Origin of the sequence: Pseudoduganella sp. R-34 (assembly GCF_049904655.1) — a bacterium.
Lineage (GTDB): Bacteria > Pseudomonadota > Gammaproteobacteria > Burkholderiales > Burkholderiaceae_D > Rugamonas.
Genome location: NZ_CP184573.1, coordinates 50,137 through 68,795 on the forward strand (window position 1 = coordinate 50,137; position 18,659 = coordinate 68,795).

General features: G+C 58.3%; 21 protein-coding genes. 6 read left to right on the top strand and 15 right to left on the bottom strand.

Features of this window, described 5'->3' with window-relative positions; all coding sequences use genetic code 11:
- On the top strand, positions 1 to 1,455 hold the full coding sequence (locus tag ACN9MW_RS31350) for a hypothetical protein (RefSeq protein ID WP_426172582.1): 1,455 nt from the start codon (positions 1 to 3) through the stop codon (positions 1,453 to 1,455).
- A 176-nt stretch (positions 1,456 to 1,631) separates the two neighbouring features.
- Positions 1,632 to 2,309: an SOS response-associated peptidase gene (locus ACN9MW_RS31355; protein WP_426172583.1), complete on the top strand. Its 678-nt coding sequence runs from the start codon at positions 1,632 to 1,634 to the stop codon at positions 2,307 to 2,309.
- Positions 2,310 to 2,588: 279 nt separating this feature from the next.
- Here the strand turns inward: ACN9MW_RS31355 and ACN9MW_RS31360 are convergent, their stop codons facing one another.
- Positions 2,589 to 4,496, bottom strand: coding sequence for a DUF4209 domain-containing protein (locus tag ACN9MW_RS31360; protein WP_426172585.1), 1,908 nt, complete (start codon positions 4,494 to 4,496; stop codon positions 2,589 to 2,591).
- A gap of 623 nt (positions 4,497 to 5,119) precedes the next feature.
- Here ACN9MW_RS31360 and ACN9MW_RS31365 point away from each other — a divergent pair.
- The 3 genes from ACN9MW_RS31365 to ACN9MW_RS31375 all read left to right on the top strand — a co-directional run bounded on the left by ACN9MW_RS31365 (position 5,120) and on the right by ACN9MW_RS31375 (position 9,218).
- Entirely contained in the window at positions 5,120 to 6,010 is an 891-nt protein-coding gene (locus tag ACN9MW_RS31365; protein ID WP_426172586.1) for a hypothetical protein, read from the top strand.
- The gene (locus tag ACN9MW_RS31370) at positions 6,007 to 7,284 is read left to right on the top strand and encodes a tyrosine-type recombinase/integrase (protein WP_426172587.1); all 1,278 of its coding nucleotides are present in this window, start codon (positions 6,007 to 6,009) and stop codon (positions 7,282 to 7,284) included. Before ACN9MW_RS31365 ends, ACN9MW_RS31370 begins: the two co-directional genes overlap by 4 nt.
- Before the next feature lie 239 nt (positions 7,285 to 7,523).
- Positions 7,524 to 9,218 (top strand): hypothetical protein, encoded by a 1,695-nt coding sequence (locus ACN9MW_RS31375; RefSeq protein WP_426172588.1) that lies wholly within the window; start codon positions 7,524 to 7,526, stop codon positions 9,216 to 9,218.
- Positions 9,219 to 9,308: 90 nt separating this feature from the next.
- Here the strand turns inward: ACN9MW_RS31375 and ACN9MW_RS31380 are convergent, their stop codons facing one another.
- The 9 genes from ACN9MW_RS31380 to ACN9MW_RS31420 all read right to left on the bottom strand — a co-directional run bounded on the left by ACN9MW_RS31380 (position 9,309) and on the right by ACN9MW_RS31420 (position 15,264).
- Positions 9,309 to 10,187, bottom strand: a complete 879-nt coding sequence (locus tag ACN9MW_RS31380) for a hypothetical protein (protein WP_426172589.1) — start codon at positions 10,185 to 10,187, stop codon at positions 9,309 to 9,311.
- Entirely contained in the window at positions 10,166 to 11,260 is a 1,095-nt protein-coding gene (locus ACN9MW_RS31385; protein WP_426172590.1) for a type IV toxin-antitoxin system AbiEi family antitoxin, read from the bottom strand. The genes ACN9MW_RS31380 and ACN9MW_RS31385 overlap by 22 nt, the downstream gene beginning before the upstream one ends.
- 580 nt (positions 11,261 to 11,840) lie before the next feature.
- A complete protein-coding gene (locus ACN9MW_RS31390; RefSeq protein WP_426172591.1) occupies positions 11,841 to 12,395 on the bottom strand; it encodes a hypothetical protein in 555 nt (184 codons plus the stop codon).
- A gap of 5 nt (positions 12,396 to 12,400) precedes the next feature.
- Positions 12,401 to 12,643: a hypothetical protein gene (locus ACN9MW_RS31395; protein WP_426172592.1), complete on the bottom strand. Its 243-nt coding sequence runs from the start codon at positions 12,641 to 12,643 to the stop codon at positions 12,401 to 12,403.
- A gap of 106 nt (positions 12,644 to 12,749) precedes the next feature.
- Positions 12,750 to 13,382, bottom strand: coding sequence for a uracil-DNA glycosylase (locus tag ACN9MW_RS31400; protein ID WP_426172593.1), 633 nt, complete (start codon positions 13,380 to 13,382; stop codon positions 12,750 to 12,752).
- A gap of 3 nt (positions 13,383 to 13,385) precedes the next feature.
- Positions 13,386 to 13,892 (bottom strand): GNAT family N-acetyltransferase, encoded by a 507-nt coding sequence (locus ACN9MW_RS31405; protein ID WP_426172594.1) that lies wholly within the window; start codon positions 13,890 to 13,892, stop codon positions 13,386 to 13,388.
- Positions 13,893 to 13,943: 51 nt separating this feature from the next.
- Positions 13,944 to 14,519, bottom strand: coding sequence for a hypothetical protein (locus ACN9MW_RS31410; protein WP_426172595.1), 576 nt, complete (start codon positions 14,517 to 14,519; stop codon positions 13,944 to 13,946).
- Between the two features lie 183 nt (positions 14,520 to 14,702).
- Positions 14,703 to 14,948: a hypothetical protein gene (locus ACN9MW_RS31415; protein WP_426172596.1), complete on the bottom strand. Its 246-nt coding sequence runs from the start codon at positions 14,946 to 14,948 to the stop codon at positions 14,703 to 14,705.
- A gap of 7 nt (positions 14,949 to 14,955) precedes the next feature.
- Complete coding sequence (locus ACN9MW_RS31420; protein ID WP_426172597.1) at positions 14,956 to 15,264, bottom strand: hypothetical protein; 309 nt, start codon at positions 15,262 to 15,264, stop codon at positions 14,956 to 14,958.
- Positions 15,265 to 15,559: 295 nt separating this feature from the next.
- Here ACN9MW_RS31420 and ACN9MW_RS31425 point away from each other — a divergent pair, with 295 nt between their 5' ends.
- A complete protein-coding gene (locus ACN9MW_RS31425; RefSeq protein ID WP_426172598.1) occupies positions 15,560 to 15,844 on the top strand; it encodes a hypothetical protein in 285 nt (94 codons plus the stop codon).
- A gap of 371 nt (positions 15,845 to 16,215) precedes the next feature.
- Here the strand turns inward: ACN9MW_RS31425 and ACN9MW_RS31430 are convergent, their stop codons facing one another.
- The 5 genes from ACN9MW_RS31430 to ACN9MW_RS31450 all read right to left on the bottom strand — a co-directional run bounded on the left by ACN9MW_RS31430 (position 16,216) and on the right by ACN9MW_RS31450 (position 18,621).
- A complete protein-coding gene (locus ACN9MW_RS31430; RefSeq protein ID WP_426172599.1) occupies positions 16,216 to 16,458 on the bottom strand; it encodes a hypothetical protein in 243 nt (80 codons plus the stop codon).
- 17 nt (positions 16,459 to 16,475) lie between these two features.
- The gene (locus ACN9MW_RS31435; protein ID WP_426172600.1) at positions 16,476 to 16,904 is read right to left on the bottom strand and encodes a hypothetical protein; all 429 of its coding nucleotides are present in this window, start codon (positions 16,902 to 16,904) and stop codon (positions 16,476 to 16,478) included.
- 15 nt (positions 16,905 to 16,919) lie between these two features.
- On the bottom strand, positions 16,920 to 17,363 hold the full coding sequence (locus ACN9MW_RS31440) for a helix-turn-helix domain-containing protein (protein ID WP_426172602.1): 444 nt from the start codon (positions 17,361 to 17,363) through the stop codon (positions 16,920 to 16,922).
- A gap of 433 nt (positions 17,364 to 17,796) precedes the next feature.
- Positions 17,797 to 18,153 carry a hypothetical protein gene (locus tag ACN9MW_RS31445; protein ID WP_426172603.1) on the bottom strand — a complete coding sequence of 119 codons (357 nt, stop codon included), beginning with the start codon at positions 18,151 to 18,153 and terminating at the stop codon, positions 17,797 to 17,799.
- A gap of 63 nt (positions 18,154 to 18,216) precedes the next feature.
- Positions 18,217 to 18,621 (bottom strand): hypothetical protein, encoded by a 405-nt coding sequence (locus tag ACN9MW_RS31450; RefSeq protein WP_426172604.1) that lies wholly within the window; start codon positions 18,619 to 18,621, stop codon positions 18,217 to 18,219.
- Between the last annotated feature and the right edge of the window lie 38 nt (positions 18,622 to 18,659).

Sequence of the window (18,659 nt, forward strand, 5' to 3'; positions counted from 1 at the left end):
TTGAAATCCGAATACCTTTTATCCAAGCTGCAAGCGAACACCAGGGATTACGAACGCCCATACCGGCAACTGGAAGAGGAGTGTGCCGAAGCGACGTCCATCCGGCTGAAGCTGGAAGTGCAGCTCACGTCCAAGTTGAAGGAGCTAGCTGGCATCCAGTTGGAAGAGGGTGCCCAGGTTGGTGTCGACGTCGCCCGGCAACTGGAACTTCGCATCGCGGAAGAGCAGTCCATGCGAGACCAACTCGGCCGTGTCGAAGGCGATATCTCTACCGCCATGGCCGCGGCAAGTTCCCTTGCCGAACAATATGGGGCCGCCCAGAAGGTCGCTGAAACCATGTTGGCTGCCGATGGCGAATACATGCGGCGCCTACACGCGTACCAGGCCGACAACGCCGATCTAGAACGTCGTAAATCCCTGCAGGCCGAGGTGCAGGACGAATGCGCTCGTAAGCTGCCGGCATTCACCCAAAATCGGCTCTATGCGTACCTGAAGGAACGCCAGTACGGCACGCCCGATTACACCGGCGCCGGCGTCCTGCGCCTGGCGGACGCCTGGATCGCGCGGCAGTGCAACTTCCGGCAGAACCAAGGCAACGAGCAGATGCTGCTGGCCATGCGCACGGAAGCCGCGAAGAGGGCAGGGGAGGGCGTCCAGCGTCTTCAGGCCGAGCAAGCATGGTTGAATGACCAGGTGCGCTCTGTAGCGGTAACCTGCGGCGCCGTGGCGATCGAGCGGGAGTTGTTTGAACAGCGCGAGGCCGTCACTCAAGGCAAGAAGCGCGCGAACGACATCCATACGACGCTGGCGGAATATGCCGAGCGACGCGACGCGCGCTACGGCAAGGCACAGGCAATGTTGGTGCAGGAGCTGCAGGGGCATGACGTCAGCACCCTCATCGAATGCGCCCGACAGACCGCCAGCTCCGACGACGATGCGTTAGTGGAGGTGATCATTGACCTGCGCGACCGGCTCGCGAAGCACGATGCCAAGTATGCGGCGAAGCTAGAGCAGCGCGCTGCAGCCGAAGCCGACTATGACAAGGCCAAGGTCTTGGAGCGCGAAATGCGTCAGAGCAAGTTCGCCGGCAGTCGCTACCAGTATGGCTCGGGCCTGAATTTGGAGAGCTTGATCGTTGGCTATATGGCCGGGTCGATGAACAGCAGTGAAGTGGCCAAAGAGGTGAGGGCGCATCAGGAAATCGTCGATGATGCACCACTGATCCTCGGTTCCGGATTCTCCGAATCGTCCAGGACCTGGCCGAGCAGCAGCTGGACGAATAGTAGCAGCCCATCCCGATCCAGCAGTTCTTCGAACGATGACGATGACCGTCAGCGATCCTCATCGTCCTCTTCCTCCAGCTGGAGCAGCAGCAGTAGTAGCGACAGCAGCCCGTCGTACTCCACCAGCGGCGACAGCGGGGGATCGTCGTACTCAACGTCGGACAGTTTCTGAGTATACGGTGGCGGCTGGCGGTGGACGTTCCCCGAATGGGGAGCGGCTAGGGGACGCGAAGACCTCGGCATCAGGGCATTGGCAAGGTTGCGTAACAATGCTGTGTGGTCATACAGTATGGCGGCGCAACCAATGGAAAGGCAAAATTGCGCTATGAATAATCGAGGAGGACAGCTATGTGCGTGAATTACCGACCACCGGACCGGGACGTCCTCGACCAAGGTATGGGCCTGAAATTCGACGTCGACGCGACCTGGAAGCCTGAGATATGGAAGGACTATGTTGCCCCCATCGTGCGACGAGGCACCAACGGACGAGAAGGAATTTTGGCTTCATATGGAATGGTGCCTGCTCACAGATTGCCACCTGGCGTGCGCTTTGACAGCATGAATGCTCGCAGCGAGAGTGTCGGTGAGAAACGCACCTTCAAGAGCGCTTGGGCGAAGGCGCACCATTGCCTTGCACCGATGACAGCTTTCTATGAGCCCTGCTATGAATCCGGCAAGGCTGTGCGTTGGGGAATAGGAATGGCCGACGAGAGTATGTTCGCAGTCGCGGGCTTGTGGAAGGAATGGGACTCCGATGCGGGACCAGAGTATTCGTTCACGCAGTTGACCATCAACGCGGACGACCACCCGTTAATGAAACGCTTTCACAAGCCGGGCGATGAGAAGCGCGCCCTTGTGATTGTGCCACGCGATGCATGGGACGATTGGTTGGAATGCGACGACCCAGAGTTCGCGCGTGCTTTCTTGCAGCACTTCCCGGCGGAGCTCATGACTTCGTGGGCGTTTCCCGTGCCACCTAGAGCCAAGAAAACAAATCAACCTTCTGGTCAACTATTCGAAAGCTGAACTCGAGCGCGTACATGCCGGAGGCCGGCCCAACACCGATAGCAAGGTGAAACCGTTCCTGCGCAAGCTCACCTTTACTGCTGTTCTCGTTCCATTTCGAGTCGTCCAGGGTCAAGGCAAAAAGGCACCAAGCTTCACACTGCGCAGGCAGCCGGGCCGATCGCATTGGACAGCGACCAAGTAGGGGCGGGGGTGCACTTCTGTACGTCCCATAGTGCCCCCTCTCGACCGGACTGCCTCACTGTATGGGCTGGCAGACGGCCGGCATACTGCGATTGTTCAAGCTGTGCATGTTTCTTCGCCCGACTGGGGCGCTCCCGGGCCCTGAGATGTATCGGTCTCTTTTTCGTCAGCTTCTGACGGCGCCGTTGCCATCGCGTGGAACGCCTGCACGACAAGCCGCAGGATCAACCACCAGGCATAGACTGCCTGCGCCGATTCACACAGCGTGCTGTCGGCCTGGCCGTGCGCCACAGCATTGCGCAAGTTCGCTCCCTGTTGATGGCACATGAGAGCCGTGATTTCAAAGGTGACATCTTCCCCAAAGATCTCCAACATCTGCGGACGATCCACCAAGGATGACAGGCCGATTTCCATATCCACCCCATCGGTGTGGGTTGTGGTCAAGACACCGGCTTCGTTCAGCTGCATCCGCACCATATGTTCGAACTGCGGCAACAGGATGTGGGTGGCCTGGATAAAGTCCAGGCAGAAGCCGGCGTGCAATCCCTTGGCGACCAGGTCGACGCGGTCGCGCGGTACCAATGGCGAATGTTCGGCCAGGAACACGAAATCACTTGGCGGCATCGTAAACTGCTGCTGCATCTCAAGTAGCGCAGGGATCAGCATATGAGCGCCAACCAGCCGTGCCTGGCGGTCGAAGGCCTTGACCATCTCCGACAGAGTCTCGGCATCGCGCGGCGCCGCATTGAAGCTTCCGACATGCTTTTCGACCACACGCCCATCATCAGCAAGCGTATCCGATGAGAACAAGCGGGACAGCGCGGAGCTCAAGCGGTCGGTCGCATCCTCGCGGTACCCCGCAGCGCTGGGGGGCTTCGACATCGTGACAAAGGCGAACAGCGATTCGATCGGGCGCAGGCATTGGACGCGCTGCCGCGCATAAGCGATGAATTCGCCCACCTCGATGGCGGGGCCGCGCATGACCTGCATCTCCTCGATCGCCAGTTGCCCCGCCTGCAGCACCTTTTGTCGCACGCGATCGAGCGCGCCGGCACCGGCCAGCCGGTCGCGCTCCGCCGCCGACAGGTCGCGCAAGGCCTTCACCGCATTCTGGTAGAAGTGCAGCGCCGCGGCACCGGCGCCGACGGCATCGCCCTGAGCCTCCCAGCTGCGCGCCACTTCGTACAGCATCTCTACGCTCTTGTCGGGGTCGGCTGCGCGCTCATACCACTTGGCGGCAGTTTCGAAAAAGTCACGCGCGAGCCAAGGATTGCCTTTGGCCGTATGGCGTGTTCCTAAGCTGTTCATCTCGCCGGCGACAACGTCAGCGTCAACTCCAGGACACCGGCTCTCAAACAGTGCGTTCGCATACCAGAGCGGTGCGGCCAGTTCCTCCAAGTCCTGCGCGCACTTCAGGAACGCCTGCATCAGTTGCTTGCTGATCTCGTCGACGTAGATTTGGCCGGGTTTGCCGATCCTTTTCGCGATCTGGAGTGCCCTGCGCCATTCCATACCAAGGGAGAGCGCCCAATCTTCGGAATCAAGTGATCCCGCCATGTAGCTCTCAATGGCCAGGATAGCGAACTGAATGCCGTGCCGCTTGGCCTGTAACCAGATTAAGTCGGCCATGCGCGCGCGCAACGCCTGGTTCGGCACCTGCGGCGCCACCAGCGCCAGCCAGTCATAGACGTCCGGCGGCAGATCCTCAGGAATGGGGGATCGTCGTCCATCGGGGAACTGCATCAATGGCAGGAACGGCGTGGCGCTCGTTTGCGGTGACAGCATCATCGACGTGATGTCCACGAGGTGTCTGAACACTTTGGCACGCCGTTTCTCGCCGGCCGCGTCCGCCTCTTGCGTGCGGGAGATGAAGGCGTTCGACCATCCATAGTGCAGTCCGTCCGGATCGCTTTCGATGACCTCCAGGTATCCGCTGTGTTCGAGGTCGGCGAGCGTCAGCGGCGCAGTATCCAGGGGCTCAGTGATTTCTTGATCTTTTGGCATGGGTGGCTATCCTTTAAATCTGGTCGGGTCCAATGAGGACTGTATCGTGCGGTGGCGGTCCATTGTAGGGGCTGGTTCGCCAAAAGTTGGGATTTCGGCCCGGCGCCGATGGTCAGGCAGCCTGACCCACGTCAACTGGTGAGGAATAAGTGTGACGGATTCAGCGGCGGGAAAGCCGCGCTTTTGCAAGAAGTTGTTCCCGGCATTTGCGCGAATTTGTTCCCACTAGCCGATGTCACGGGCGTGCGGGTTCGTTGAAGCGAACGACGCCAGTTTGCAGAAAATTGTTCACGGACTTTGCAGAAAACTATTCACGGCGAATGCCGTATGGGCACTTAAACGTCAATTTGGAGGCCTGAGATCGGCGAAAACGGACTGCGAGTCAGTTTTACTGCTGAGTTTAAGTGCTTGATTTTCTTGGGGAAAAAGAAAAAATCGCTAGAAAAGCGATTTTTTTCGTCCATATTACTTAATTGGAGCTAAGTAAACTACATGCAATAACCGGTTCATTAAAGAATTTTTTGTACTATTTTATATACCTGCAATCTTGCTCCCGTGCTATGCTTGACGCGGCTGAGTTGCGGCACACCGCCGTGCCAGCGGCTGAACATCACGGACAAGCCATGCATGAACCCTCCCTTTCCCTTGCCGCGCCCGACGCGGCGCCGACAGCGACCCGCGGCCGACCGCGCCTCGCGCTGACCGACGACCAGGCGCGCAGCCTGGCGCAGCAGACTGACGCCCTGACCACGAAGCATGCCGGCAGCACCGGGGGCCACCGGCCGTTTGTGCACGATTTTCTACGCGCCGTATACCACGCCACCGGCGAGACCTACGGCGCCGCGCGCTACCGCCAACTGCTCGCCGCCTATGCACCTCAGTGTAGGCCGTCGACCAGCACAATTGAATTGGAAAAAAATCAACTGCTCGACGACTTGCGGCAGCGCGCCGTGCCGTCCCGCGCGGATGGCCTGGGACCGGCGTCGGTTCAGCTTGCCGAGGCGACCGTGCCGGCACCCGGCCAGCCGGGCACCGACTTGGCCCTACAGCAAGTCCTTTCCCTGTTGCACACGATGAGCGGCCAGGTGGCGCAGCTGGCAAGTGCGTCGGCGCCGGCCCAACTGCCCACCGGCATGCTGGCCCATAACGACTATCTCAGCGAGCGGCTGGCCAGCGTGGAGGTGGAACTGGCGGCGGCCCGGGCCACTGCCGCCCGCGCCGCCGCCGCCGCCCAGGCCGCGGAAGCGCTGGCCGCCGAGCGCGGCGCGGCGCTCGAATCGGCGCAGGCAGCGACCGCGGCAATGGCGGCGGCGCTGGACAAGCTCACCAAAGAACTCGAGGGACAGCGCGCCTTCGCACTGCGCGCGATGGATGAAGTGCGCGGCGAAACCCGGGCAGTGCGGGACGAACTGGCGTACGTAAAAGGGCGGTTCAAGGAGTGCGAACGTGAGTTGGATACGTACCGGCAGTTGATCCTGACCCGGGGCCAAGGCAGCAACGGAGGCATGCGATGAGCACCCTGCTCCCTGCCCCGGTGGTCGACGCCGACCTGGTGCTGCTTGGCCCCCAGCCCGGTCACTCCCTGGGCCCGGTGGCCGACGACTGGGCGGCGATCGAGGTCTGGCTGGCCGCCGTGGCCGACAACAGCTCCAGCCGCACCGGTGAAACTCTTAAAACCTATCGGTACCACCTGGCCAAGCTGCGCTGGTATTGCGACAACCAACTGGGCCGCACGCCGTCGACGTGGAGCGCGCAGGACGTGAAGGCATTCAAGACGTTTCTGGCCGAATTACCGCCGGCGGCCGTCACGACGCCCGGCGCGCAGTCAGGGGACGATGGATACACCCCGTTTCGCAAGCAACCCAGCGCCAGCAGCCAGGCCGACATTCTGCGTTTCCTGCACGCGCTATTTAAGGCGCTGCATGGGAGCGGCTACATCCGCCTGAACCCGATGGTGCTCATGAAAACCGGTAAGCCACGGCGCATCGACACCACGCGGGCCATCGACCTCGACCTGTATGAGTATGTGCTGGCGGTGCTGGACGCGGCGCCGCGAACGCGCCCGACGGAACGGCTGCGGCTCTTGCGTGACCGGTTTATCTTCATCTGCTTGCGCGAGACCGGCCTGCGCGCCTCCGAGCTGGTCGGTGCGACCATGCTGGCCATGCAGCCGTTGTCCGATCCCAAGGTGCGCCGTACCTACTGGGTGCTGAAAGTTGAGGCCGACACCGCCAAGGGCGGCAAAGAACGCACGATCCCCGTGTCGACCGTGCTGCTCGACGCGCTGATTGCCTATCGCCGCGCCTTCGGGCTGGCGCCACTACCGGACGACGCGGAACGGAGAAAAGCGGGACCGCCGTATGGACTGGTGCTGTCGGTCCGCACCCATCCGCTGGTCCTGAGCCATGGTGGCGAGATCAAATACGCGGCAGACCGGCGCTACTTTAAGGCCTGGCGCTCGGTGACTACCCGCATGGGACTGCACGAGATTATCAAGGAGCGCATCGCACAGGCGGTGGCGCAGCTGAAAGTGGACGGTGACCACGCCGTCGCCAGCCAGTTGTCGCGCGTGTCGGCGCACTGGATGCGCCATACCTTTGCCAAGGCCGCCCTGCTGGCTGGCCAGGACATGCGCATGGTCGCGACCGCATTGGGGCACGCCAGTGTGACCACCACCATGATCTATACCGAACAGGATGCGCTGGACCAGATCCGCAGCTGGGAGGCGGAACAACCGGGCAAGGTGGCACAAGTGGCCCAAGAGGTTCTCGAGGCACGTCAGGCGTAAGCATCAGTCGGACGCAGTTAGCAACATGCCGGGCGCGCCCCCCCCTGTTCGGAGGCATCGGCGCCCTGCTAGCAGGACACGCCATACCCGGGATCATGCGCACGTTGGCCGATGCCGGCGTGGCCTGGCTTTCGGTCCATCCCGTTCGACACAATCGAGCGCTTGGTTTCGGCCACCATGTATTGAGTGCAGTGGCGAAACCCGCCATACTGTGGCGACACTTCCTCCTGGAGCCGCGCATGTCCGACAGATCGTTCGAACAGATTGCCCGCGTTTTTGAGAACTGCCTTGCGCAGGATGACTTTGAGACCGGCGGCAGTGATCCTGCGGACAGTCTCTGCCCGTCAATGCTTGATTTCATTCGGACTATGGCCGCCGGCAATGCCGCCATGCGCAAGATCGGCCAGGACGACCTGGTCAAGTTCCCGGAACTGACCGATCTCGACCAAACTTTCGGCCATTTCCTCGGGATGACGATTCAAACGGAACGTGGCGAGATGCTCAGTTTGACCGAGATCATCGAGATGGAGTTTTGCGCGGCGCAGATTCCCGGACTAGCGCGCACCGTCGCCGGAGCGACGACCGATGCCACGACCAAACAAGAACTCTTGGACGAATTTGGTGCCCAGGATTGGCGAGAGTGGCTGAAAGCGCTGACAACTCCCGCTGCCAGCGACAAACTGTCGGCGCAGCTGATGGCGATGCTGGTCGATGCCTATGCTGATCGCACCTTGTTGTCGTTCTTTATCCAATCACGCGTACCCGGTGAATTTTCCTTATGGCATCCAGATTCCTACACGGGCATCGGCAAACAACTGGAAGTTGCGCAGATCGACAGTGACGGCCACCTGGTGACGGTGCATGTGTCGCGCTACACAGAAGTCGAAGACGTCGGTGTGACAGCCTACGAGTGGAATGCGCAGCTGGTGACCAAGGCAACTGGCAGCTTGGACGCCGCCGCCTGTGGCATGGCTTACGTATTTGAACGCACGGATGGAGTGCCTCACGCGGATCGCGTTGATTTGATTACCGTGGCCGACTCTGTCGCCGATAGCGATGTGTTGCAGGTGAAGTCGTTTCTCGATCAGCACGAGGATGCGCCGCGCATCCTGGCACAGAGTGACCTCTGTTTTGTGTGGTTATGGGAGCGACGTGAAGGTGCTCCCAATGGCGTAGGTGCGATCTGTATGCGCGCTGCGTTGGCGAACCTACAGCGGCGCTTCAAATGGCTCCGTACCGCGATTTTTGATGCCCGGCCCGCACAGTTTGTCAACTGGAGCGTTGCGAAGGATCCGCCCATGGTCGCTGTCGAAAAGCAGCAGGCCATCGATAGTCTTGTCTCCTATATTGAAGGTCTTGGCATCGAGCAGTTCGAGGTCAAGCACATCTTCAACTGTGCCCAGGACGATCCCTCCGAAGCGATGCGCGCGATCGGGCAGGAAGTGCTGGAGCATCTTTCCGAAGAAAGTTTTGACGACGATTCTACGAGCTTCCCCTCAACGAACTTCCTCGACGATCCCGCGCCATTAATCACGTTCTTCGATCAAGTTGGGATACCCGAACTGGCAGAGGCCTTGGAGGAAGAAGTCGCTTCGGAAGCTGATGTCCACGCAGCGTTGCACTACCAATTTCTGGAGCAGCGCATCCACTACCTGCCATGCCCATTATCGGTACTGTCTGCCTCGGAGTTCTTCTCTTACGATGCGCGGATGGATATTGATACCGCCATCGACAACTGTCCGGAATTTGAACAATTCATCGATGATCTTCCTGAAGGCATCCACGCGACCGCCGCGATGGAAATCGAGGATCAACACGGTGTACCGGGCTGGTACTGCGTTGTTGAATGCCCGACAGTGTTTGGCCTAGTCAGCGGATATTTCACACTTATACCAAAACCTCGCCCGACCAGTATCGCCGCGTTCCTGGTATAGCGTTGTTTCATTAGAATGGAGCGAAGCTTCCACGCACGGTCAGCAAGTCATTAGCGACACTCTTGATACGGACGCTTCGCGAAGGGGAAGCTATTCCCTCAATCCCAGTGCCCGCATGAGTGTATCGACCTGGCCGAAGGCATCTTGCTGCCACTGATCTTCCGTACGGTCATCCAAGATGCGGGATTCGCTCACGAAGTGCCTGACGCAAATAGGACCATGGGCGTTCAATTCGGAGAATTTTTCGTTGATCACCTTAAATCCTGCGATGCCGCTTTCCATCGCAAGGATGGGCATGCATGCTGCGGCCAAGTTGTCGATGCCACCTTCGTAACCTCGCACGCAAAAATAGATATCGTACGCATCCTTTTGCTTATACCTGCCTCCCATGGCGTGGCCCTTCATGGCAAGCAGCGCAGGGATCGAGCACACTGCAATCTCGACCTTGTTGATGGCGCCGTTGGGCATGGTCCCCTTGACAGCAATGAGCTCGGAAAACTGCAGTGCGAGGTCGGCGCCGTCGGCACGTTGCACGGCGAAGTCCGTCAGGAGCGGAGGGTCGTTCTTAATCACCTTCGCGTCGCGGGGCATCAGGAAGTCAATGACGACTTCGATTTCTCCCTCACCTTCTGCGGCGGGCACGCAGCGGCGCAGTTGAAATTTCCTGCCATGTTCGCTTTGCGAGTATCCGTGCCCCAATAGCGACTCGATAAGCGTGGCATACTCGCCGTCCCCCAGGGCTTCGGCGTGTAGGGCGACATCGAGGTCCATGGTACCGACGTGATACATGTCCTCGTTCTCGATGAGCAACCAGGGCACAGAACCGCCGACAATGGCGTACTTTCCCTTGTACGACCCCAAAATTTGACCCACTTCGACCAGCACACTTTTGACGGCGGCGGTCGTGCGGTCGTCATATTCGTCTGCGGTCTGCGGCTCGGTGTGTTTCACTTTGTCAATGGTTGCCATAAGTCGATCCGCTCTTTCAAAAATTCTGCCGCCTCTTTGCCGCGCTCGCCTGCAAGTAGCAGGTCGAGATAGGTTTGAATAGGACTGGTGCAGAAGACACCGGGTGCCAGCGCCACGGCATCGAAAAATACCCCGTGATCGCCAGGGATAGTGATTTCCACGTTGGCGCCGCTAGTGACCGGCCGAAGCTTCAGTGTTTCGATGACGTTTTCTAATCCCGTTGCGTCGGCGTAGAAATACGTGGTGTTGCTCCGGCCGTACGGCGCCAGCCAGTTTGCGGCCGAAAATGACGCAAGGACAACGTTGCCGTCGCTGCCCGATTGATACGCCAGCAAGGTATGTCGCAGCGCATCTTCGAGCGCTTTCCCGTGCAACGTGGTATGGAATGAGCGTACGACCCCGTCGACACCGCGATAGGCGTCAGCCCATGCTTCGATCAGCTTGTTGGGGTCGGAAAGGAACACCCCACCTTCCCCGCGCTCAGCAAACTCACGTTCATTGAGAGCTCGTATGACGTTGCTGATTTGGCCAAGGCTCACGGATGTTTCGGCTGCGAGGTCGGCAACCTTCCAGGGTTTCCCCACACTTCGCAGCAAGGCCCGTATCACCAGTGCCGCTTTGGGCGTGAACAATGATCTCAGTTCGCGCGCCGCAGCTTTCGGTACGTCCGCGCTCGCCAACTCGATGTAGATTTGTTCGAAGGCCAATCGTGCGTTGCCCACGAAGTCGAGGTAATTTCCTGCAAACGATTCGATGAACTCCCGTGACTTCGGGTGCAGGTAAGGCGCGATGAACACCGGCACTCTGGATTGGCCGGCTGCGGCCCACGTCATCAAATCGAAGTACGCTTCACGTGCGTACTTCGGCTGCCCATGTAATTTGACGACGCAACCGACTTCAATGACGCGCTTGGACGCCAAGCCATGTAGTTCAAAGACCAGGTCGACCGGTTCGACGTTTCGCAAGTCGACGTTGACCAGCTTTGCTTTCAGGCCAGGAATGCGACGGAGCAGGCGAGACATATGGTCCCCGGCTTCACGCTCGATTTTCACTGTATTTTCGGTTTTCAGCATGTGTTGAAAATAGCATTTTCAGTGAAATTTGCAAGAACAATTTCACTGAAATGGCCATTTTCAGCGTGCGCTGAAAAGCATGTAATTGGTGAAAAATTGCCTTTTGGCACTACTTGAAGAGCCAGGCGATGTCGACGGACGTAAAAAGAAGGGGAATACTCCCCTTCTTTCTTACTTCAACAATCGAATCACACAGAATATCGGACCGAAATAGACCGGAATGAGCCGCCCGTGGAGAAACCATGGATTCCAAGCAACTCAAGCAGTTGGCTGGGCGCGTGCGCGCCCTCCTGCAAGACATGTCAATCGACGTCACCCATAGCCAGGCGCTCGACCTGAGCTTGTCCCTGGTGGGTTGCCGCAATTGGCCGGAGGTCAATGCCTTTCCGCTGCAAGTTCAACGACACCTTCTGGACCTGTCGGCCACAGCGCGTTTGGCCAATCGCCTGAAACGCACCTATCGCGTGGAGCGCAGCGCAGCAGACCTGCTGCAGCTGCTGTTGCCGCCGGCTGAGGTGGACGGAGTGAGCGTACTTTGCGATTCCTGTCCAGGGCCAATAACGCGAAGTAGCGCAACTTTCTACTGGTCTTTCATGCCGATCCGGGATCGAGCACCCATGGTGACATCAATGCCGTCGGCCATGCGGTCGACGAACGTAGGTAGCGCATCTGCCGCAGACTTCAGTAATGCCGCCGGCGGGGTCGGTACGGTTAAGTCAACGAGCGGCCTGCCCGATGGCGCGCGCCGCGCTTCGTTCTCGATCGCAGTTCGCTCCTTCTCTTGAGCGTATCCTACGTGGGTTAGCGCGCTCTGCAGATCGTCGAATGCCTTCTGGGCCGCTTTTGCGTAAGTATCCTGTTTGCCTTGGTAGACGGCGTGAAGATAACGCGCCTCATCAAAGATTAGATCCCCAGCGTCAGTCTGCAGTAGTCCGCGTGCCCAATGCGCCTTGGCATTGCGCTGCGCGGCGGCAGCAATGGCGTCGATCACGCGTGTCCTGATCGGGCTATCTTGCGGCGCCATGTTGAAAATGTCGAGCAGGAATCGTACAGGGACTTCCGTTTTGACTTGGTCCAATGGCGAGTGTCCTTGCATCAGATTCGATAGAGCCTGGCCGTTATCGTCGGTCGCCATTGCTGCTATTCCTTGGCGAGTACGAAATTGGACAGATCGCTCCGCAAACTTTCCAGGCGCTCGAACTCTTCGTTAAGCAGGCGTCTGTCGTGCAATGCAGCAGTATGCTTGTGCCAGGCCTGAAGGACGTCTTTAGCTATGGCATCGCGCAGCAAGATCTCGTGCACGGGAATGGCTTCGCTATGGGCGTACAAGGCACGCAGTATGTCCTCGGTCGCCACGGTGACTTGAATGTAGGTCTGATTCACAAGATGTCAGTGTAAGTTTCGTTGAATTCCGGATTTTACGCCGCTAAGACGGAAGGCGGGCCATCTTGAAGAACCATTGTGACCATCCTAGTTGTTTGGCGACGGCTTACGGCGCCGCTGCGGCCTCGGCCCACTGGTGCGGTATGCGATTCCAAAGCGTTGGATTGGGGCCTTTGACCAATGGCCCTGGATGCGCCGAGCGGAAGATGCGCAAGTTGCGCTGCCGGAGGACTGCTTCGGCCCTTCGTGCCTTGTTCCCAACCAGAACCACCGTAGTGACGTGCGGCAGGAGGTTCAGCAGGTGCAGTAGTTCTTCAATGCCGGCGCGGACCTCGCCGGCGCCGATAGCGCGCTGGCCGTTCCAGCCGGGAATCGTGTTCCATAGCACCGTCCTTGTGCGCTCGATGCGTGCCTTCCGCATAAAGTGATACACGGCTTCTGCCGTGGGGTCATCATTGTCGCGCGAGATGAATCCCGATCCTTTTCGCTTATGTTGGGGCGATGTCATGGGGCCAGGTTTCTCGAGCAAGAACAGCAAGTCGGCCATCACGCCACCATCGAGCGGATCAAAGTCGGGAAATTCCCAGCCTGGGTATTGACCGCGCAATTGCGCGACATACGTGCTCAGGGGGGCAATATGCGACGCTTGCAGCAGTTCGCGTCGCGCCGCAACGTTATCGGCATCGCGGAGCGTTCGAGGAGCGTCCGCGGACGACAGCAATTGGTCAAGACTATCCAACAGTTATTCTCCTTCGGGTTCAGGGAACGGCACTACACGTTCGAATGCGAATGGACGGTGCGCATAGCGGATGAGCATGACATCGTGATTGGTCATGCCAAGCCGGATCGCGGATTCTTCTTCACTGGCGAGATGGGCCCAGAAGGCACAAGCGTCACGGGTTATGGATACCGGCACCTGGTGTTTGCATTGCGAGTGCTTCAGCGCTTGCGACAGCAGCTCGCGGGCAATGCCTTGGCGTTGATATCCTGCATCTACCGTGAGATCGAACACATAGCAACAGGAAAGGGGCAAAAATGTCTCTGCAACCACTCCTCCGACCTCAAAGCCTCGTTCCACGGAAATGGCCTTAATGATGAACCGGCCCTCGGTTCCTGGCAGTATTTTGTAACCTACCCTCGCCGCTTCCGGTCTGCCCCTTCTTTTACTGAAGCGCTTCGATAACGTCCACGATGGCGGAAATAGAGAAAACATCGGCAACTCGCCTCCAAGGGGATGAAGCTGGTGCACGGGGAGCTTCCGCGCGCCGGTGGTCCTCCAGATGTATTGTCCGGAGCGCTGTTAGGAAGATTTGTAGTAGTCAGCCAAGAATGCATCTGGATCCGCAGGCCAGGCAAACCCATCGCGCTCAAGCGCAGCGCGAAGGGTCACGTTGGGTCCCGCACCGCAAAGCTCGGCAACTTCCTTCCAGGAAGTCCAGGCCGCCACAGGCTCGATCGATGAACCGGCTTTCCGGTATACGGCGAAGGTGCCTCCAGGCAGCGCGTGTAAGTAGTAACCTCGTACTGCGGCAACCACCATGAGCGAGCGGACCATCGGATCTTGAATGCTTGACGGAGGTGTCGCAGCTGGGCGCTCCTCGGTAACCCCCGCGTGACTGACCGCCGTTTCGCCATTGTCCAACGGCTGCCGTTCGCTTCGCCACTGTTCCAGCATGTGCGCCATCCACACCGGGCCGATGCGATCGACTGCATAGGCAATCGAGTCGCCCGATGCCAGTTCCCGCATGCGGCCTGACGCCACGGCGACGTACAGGCGCTCACCAGTCGATAGCACGCCGACGCGAGCGTAGTTTCCGGCATGCGCCTCGCGGGCTATTTCGTCCAGATGTTGAAGGTGCTTGTTGTGGCTAGTCATCGCTTAGTCCTTTGCATTCCCGATTTTAGGGAATCAGTTACCAGCTTCAACGCCGCTAGCGCTTCCATGGGACTTGCTGACACCCCGTCTGAACGCATTACGACAACGGTATATTTTTCGGGAAAATTAACTCCCGTTGTGCGCACTTCTCCTGGCAGCTGCAGGTCAAATTTCATTAAAACCTCATTCTCGATTTCGATGGCGCCAAAGTACCAGTCCACGCAGCAGACCCATGGCTGTCGTGATAACGACAGCATTGACGAACGCGGCAAATACGGCAGTCCGAGGCATTGACTCACGGTCCAGGATGGCAAACGCGAGGCAGGCAATGAACGCGGCCTCGGCCCATTGCGATATCGCGGCCAGCACCTCGGCCAAGTGCGATTTCGGGGCCAGGACGATATTCATCCCTTTGCGCAAACTCAGCATTGCGCCTTCATTCCGTTGGTTTGCCCTGGCTGTCGCTGACGCGGAACTTCTGGCGGCGATCCCCCATCAGATAGCGAAGGTCCCGAATCGTCAGGCCCGATACTTCATGCATTCGTATGAGCATCGACGCACCCACGGGCAGGCGGCGGTGTCGAATTTTGCTGATCACTGGGGGCGCCACCTCCAGCGCGCGCGACAACGCAGCGTCATTCTTCAACCGCAATTGTTGAATCAATGCGTCAAGCAATCGATTTGGGTCGTACACCAACTCCTCGTTTGCTTGTTGGTGCTCGTTTGCGGAAACAGCGTCTAACATGACTTCCTTCTACTCGAATAGCGCGAACGCGCTGAAATGACTGCGCCCTCCGGCGTTTCGTTAATTTTATTGTATTTTGGACACAACGCTCAATGAATTCTCGCCTTCGAAGATCGACATCGAGCGCCGCGGCTCAGCGGCTATTCGCGCCTTTCAACCCAGTCATCAATACGATGCCCATTCCGATCGCAGCGGGTACCCACACCAACGCTGCTAATACGGCACCGGCCCACACTGGTAGAGAATGATGCACGGCGATTGTCGCAAGCAATGGTAGGCCGATAGCGAATACTCCGTGCGTGCATTCACTGAAAGCAGTGAACAGACCCAGAACGCCCAGACAGTAATTCTCCAAAAATGCTTCGATGGTTCGCAGCACCTGCTTCCCTTTCAAACGTTTGATCTCACAAAAATCGTGCGTGCGTCCTGCTCGACCTTCACGTCGGTGACAAAAGATTGCCTCGGTGTTGGCGACAATATCGCTGTCCAGGCAAAGCTTCGTGTTTGCAGCGGCGGTGCTTCTGCACCAGGATCTCCGCGCAACGGTTCACAGTTTCAAGATGGAGGAAACGGTACGTAACATAGTCCGACTTGGACTGCAGGTCCTTTTCAAAGACCGCCCGTGTGAAGCACTCCCAATTCGCGTTGGGGGGACGTTGGCCCTGCATGGCAAGCGTTCCGCCGTCTGCGCATCTCGCGAGCCATCCATCTTGTTCAATGGATAAGCGATCTCGGCAAAGCACGCCAGGAACGTTCAAAACCTTTTCTCCGCCTGGTGCCCCCACAAAGAGACACTCCGCTACACCTTGCATATAATTCCTCTGACGCTTTCTCTTCTATTTCTGACCCAGCATGCCCTGACCGCAGCGCCGGCACTTCGACAAGGGACATTCGAGCGACGGTAGACAAGCGGCTGAGCGCGCGGTCGACCTGGGGCTTCACAAAGGGTGATCACTCGAGGGTAAAGGTGGTTTGTGGTCCGTCGATTTTCACATACCGCCAGACTTTGAGGCCGAGCGCCTTCGCAACGCGCTTTGCCGTGTCCTTGTTTCCGAAACCTGGCACGATGCGTAAGTCCAGGTGGTCGATCAGTTCAAATTGCCCTTCCTGGAGGTCGAGGATGTCATCCGGATACTTCAATCGAACCACATACCACCGTACATGGAGATCCGTAGTCGCCAACAAATACGCCATCTCTTACTTCCGTCGAGTCACGATTGGCGCCAGAACGCGCGAAACTCCTGCCCTGCCACCTCCATGAAATGTTCCTGGTCACGGTACTTTGCACCGCGGTCCAGTCCGGGCAATACCTCTTGAAGAATGAATTCACTCGTCATTCCCATCACCTGCGCGTCACCGTCCCCCAAATCTGACTTAGCGGCATAGAACAGACGCTTTGCTTCGTCTGGTGTATCGGAGAGATCGTAAAAATCCTCTTCGCCGCCGTCGTCAAACAACTCACCGCCCTCATAGCTGACGTTGACGTAGTCGGGTTCGTCAACATCGACACTGATGATGTAGAGCCCAAGATGCCGATATGGCGCGGTGAAATGGATCCCGATGAGGTCGGTACCAGGAGTGCTACGTGCGGCAATGACGGCCTCATCGAAGGTGAAAAACTGGACTGCGCGGCTGTTCATGCTTTTCCTAAGAGGTTAGTTGGTAGACGATGCTTTCAGACGTTCGGCAATTGCACGGCGGCCGACACCGCGTAGCGCGAAGATCGCTTGCTGGAATTTTGCCCGCGGGACGGCCGTGCCGTCCTCCCACTTGCGCACTGACTGATCCGATGAACCAATCAGCATACCCATTTCTGCTCGGGAGAGGCCTAAGTGGGTCCGCATAGTGGCAAATCCTTTGGCGGTAAAGCGCATTCGCGCCGGCTTCGACGCCTCGGTCGCAGCCGGCGCGACACCACGTCGGGTCACCTTGTTAAGCGCTTTGAGCTCGCGTTTGAGCACGCCAACCTCATCACGCAGTGCGGCGACCTGGTTCTTCAACTGTGCGACTGATTTCCTGTGTGGCTCCAGTTGCACGCGCAGTTCCTTACGTGCGAGCCGCGTGATTTCGGATTTTAGGATGCTTGCGATATCGGTCATTTATTCCCCTCGTTTTTGAACATGCAATTTTCCGCAATTTCGACAATGCTTGGAGTGCATCCAACGTCGGCGGGAGCACGATGTATTCTTTCTCCCAGCTGCCATTGTTAGAAACAAGCAAGCAAGTGACGGGCGCCGCTTGGGCGCGAACTCATTTACTTTAATATTCCGTAGAGAATAGCCGCCGCGCCCGTTGCCGTACCGAGGAACCGTGCTAATCGCGCAGGAATGGTGTCGGTGAGGGGCCCTCCTCCACCTGGAGTCAGGCCGGCGTCGGCTACGCCCGCAGTGGCAACCCATTCCAGACGCGAAAGCGGTATGTGGACAGTCGTGAAAGCGGCTGGAGCAGCCGCAACTAATACCCCACCGATGATCGGGCTGAGCCAAAGGCGGTAGCGATCCATGTGGTCCGTCACTAACCTTTCCATCCAATCTACTTTTTGGCCCAGGCTGGCGCCGGCGCGCTAGTTTGCCACGGCTTTTCGGCTGCATAATCGTCGACATCGTCCATGTGGAGACCCGTGTAGTCAAACTCGTAGTTTGGGCAAATCGCGCGTACGTAGAGATACGCCAAGAAGCCCTCGTCCCGCCGATCACACAGCCAGTCGGCCCAATGGACTGCCAGAATGTGTGAGGAGTACTCCCCAAATGCTATGACCAAGGCGAGATCCGACCAGGCTACCAACTCCTGAAAGTTTGCGCGAAGACGGCGAACATCGGCGATATCCTGCGCACTGGCATAGTAGCCTTCTGCCGGCTCGAATCCATCTGGAACGAACTGAAACGTCATTGCTGCTTTCCCCTAATCAGTTGCCCGGATCGATGTCGGCTTGCGGACAGAATCATATTCGAATTAGCTTGTTACACGAGCACGTAGGTTAGCTTGGCGCTTGATCATCAGGTTGGCCAGATACGCGAGCGTGCCGAAATCGCCGCCCTCCTCGTACTTATTCAAAAGACACAAATCAATACCGCGCCCTGGATATTCGACGGAGTTTGAGTGCACTTGGTCAATCAGCGACCTGATAATGAGCGGCAGTCCGTGGTTCTGCATTTGCCGAAACTGTCGCTGGAACTCTATCATCTGTCGCGCCTGATATGCCGCGGTCCGATGATCACCGTTGGCCAGGTAACGCTCCAGCAAGTTGACGTCCATATTTCGTCCTCGATAGTCGATTGCATCACTGTCGACGCGGCGCACGAGGTGCTGCAGCTCCGCAGGCAAAGTACCGGTAAAGATTATGGGCGTGATATTCATTCTGAGCGTTTCCAAGCGATCGCGGCTGCACTTCATTA

What these genes read in the sequence shown, in the direction of transcription:
- ACN9MW_RS31355 (WP_426172583.1), top strand. Translation starts at nt 1,632, where the DNA reads ATGTGCGTGAATTACCGACCACCGGACCGGGACGTCCTCGACCAAGGT.
- ACN9MW_RS31360 (WP_426172585.1), bottom strand. Translation starts at nt 4,496, where the DNA reads ATGCCAAAAGATCAAGAAATCACTGAGCCCCTGGATACTGCGCCGCTG.
- ACN9MW_RS31365 (WP_426172586.1), top strand. Translation starts at nt 5,120, where the DNA reads ATGCATGAACCCTCCCTTTCCCTTGCCGCGCCCGACGCGGCGCCGACA.
- ACN9MW_RS31370 (WP_426172587.1), top strand. Translation starts at nt 6,007, where the DNA reads ATGAGCACCCTGCTCCCTGCCCCGGTGGTCGACGCCGACCTGGTGCTG.
- ACN9MW_RS31375 (WP_426172588.1), top strand. Translation starts at nt 7,524, where the DNA reads ATGTCCGACAGATCGTTCGAACAGATTGCCCGCGTTTTTGAGAACTGC.
- ACN9MW_RS31380 (WP_426172589.1), bottom strand. Translation starts at nt 10,187, where the DNA reads ATGGCAACCATTGACAAAGTGAAACACACCGAGCCGCAGACCGCAGAC.
- ACN9MW_RS31385 (WP_426172590.1), bottom strand. Translation starts at nt 11,260, where the DNA reads ATGCTGAAAACCGAAAATACAGTGAAAATCGAGCGTGAAGCCGGGGAC.
- ACN9MW_RS31390 (WP_426172591.1), bottom strand. Translation starts at nt 12,395, where the DNA reads ATGGCGACCGACGATAACGGCCAGGCTCTATCGAATCTGATGCAAGGA.
- ACN9MW_RS31410 (WP_426172595.1), bottom strand. Translation starts at nt 14,519, where the DNA reads ATGACTAGCCACAACAAGCACCTTCAACATCTGGACGAAATAGCCCGC.
- ACN9MW_RS31415 (WP_426172596.1), bottom strand. Translation starts at nt 14,948, where the DNA reads ATGCTGAGTTTGCGCAAAGGGATGAATATCGTCCTGGCCCCGAAATCG.
- ACN9MW_RS31420 (WP_426172597.1), bottom strand. Translation starts at nt 15,264, where the DNA reads ATGTTAGACGCTGTTTCCGCAAACGAGCACCAACAAGCAAACGAGGAG.
- ACN9MW_RS31430 (WP_426172599.1), bottom strand. Translation starts at nt 16,458, where the DNA reads ATGGCGTATTTGTTGGCGACTACGGATCTCCATGTACGGTGGTATGTG.
- ACN9MW_RS31435 (WP_426172600.1), bottom strand. Translation starts at nt 16,904, where the DNA reads ATGAACAGCCGCGCAGTCCAGTTTTTCACCTTCGATGAGGCCGTCATT.
- ACN9MW_RS31440 (WP_426172602.1), bottom strand. Translation starts at nt 17,363, where the DNA reads ATGACCGATATCGCAAGCATCCTAAAATCCGAAATCACGCGGCTCGCA.
- ACN9MW_RS31445 (WP_426172603.1), bottom strand. Translation starts at nt 18,153, where the DNA reads ATGACGTTTCAGTTCGTTCCAGATGGATTCGAGCCGGCAGAAGGCTAC.
- ACN9MW_RS31450 (WP_426172604.1), bottom strand. Translation starts at nt 18,621, where the DNA reads ATGAATATCACGCCCATAATCTTTACCGGTACTTTGCCTGCGGAGCTG.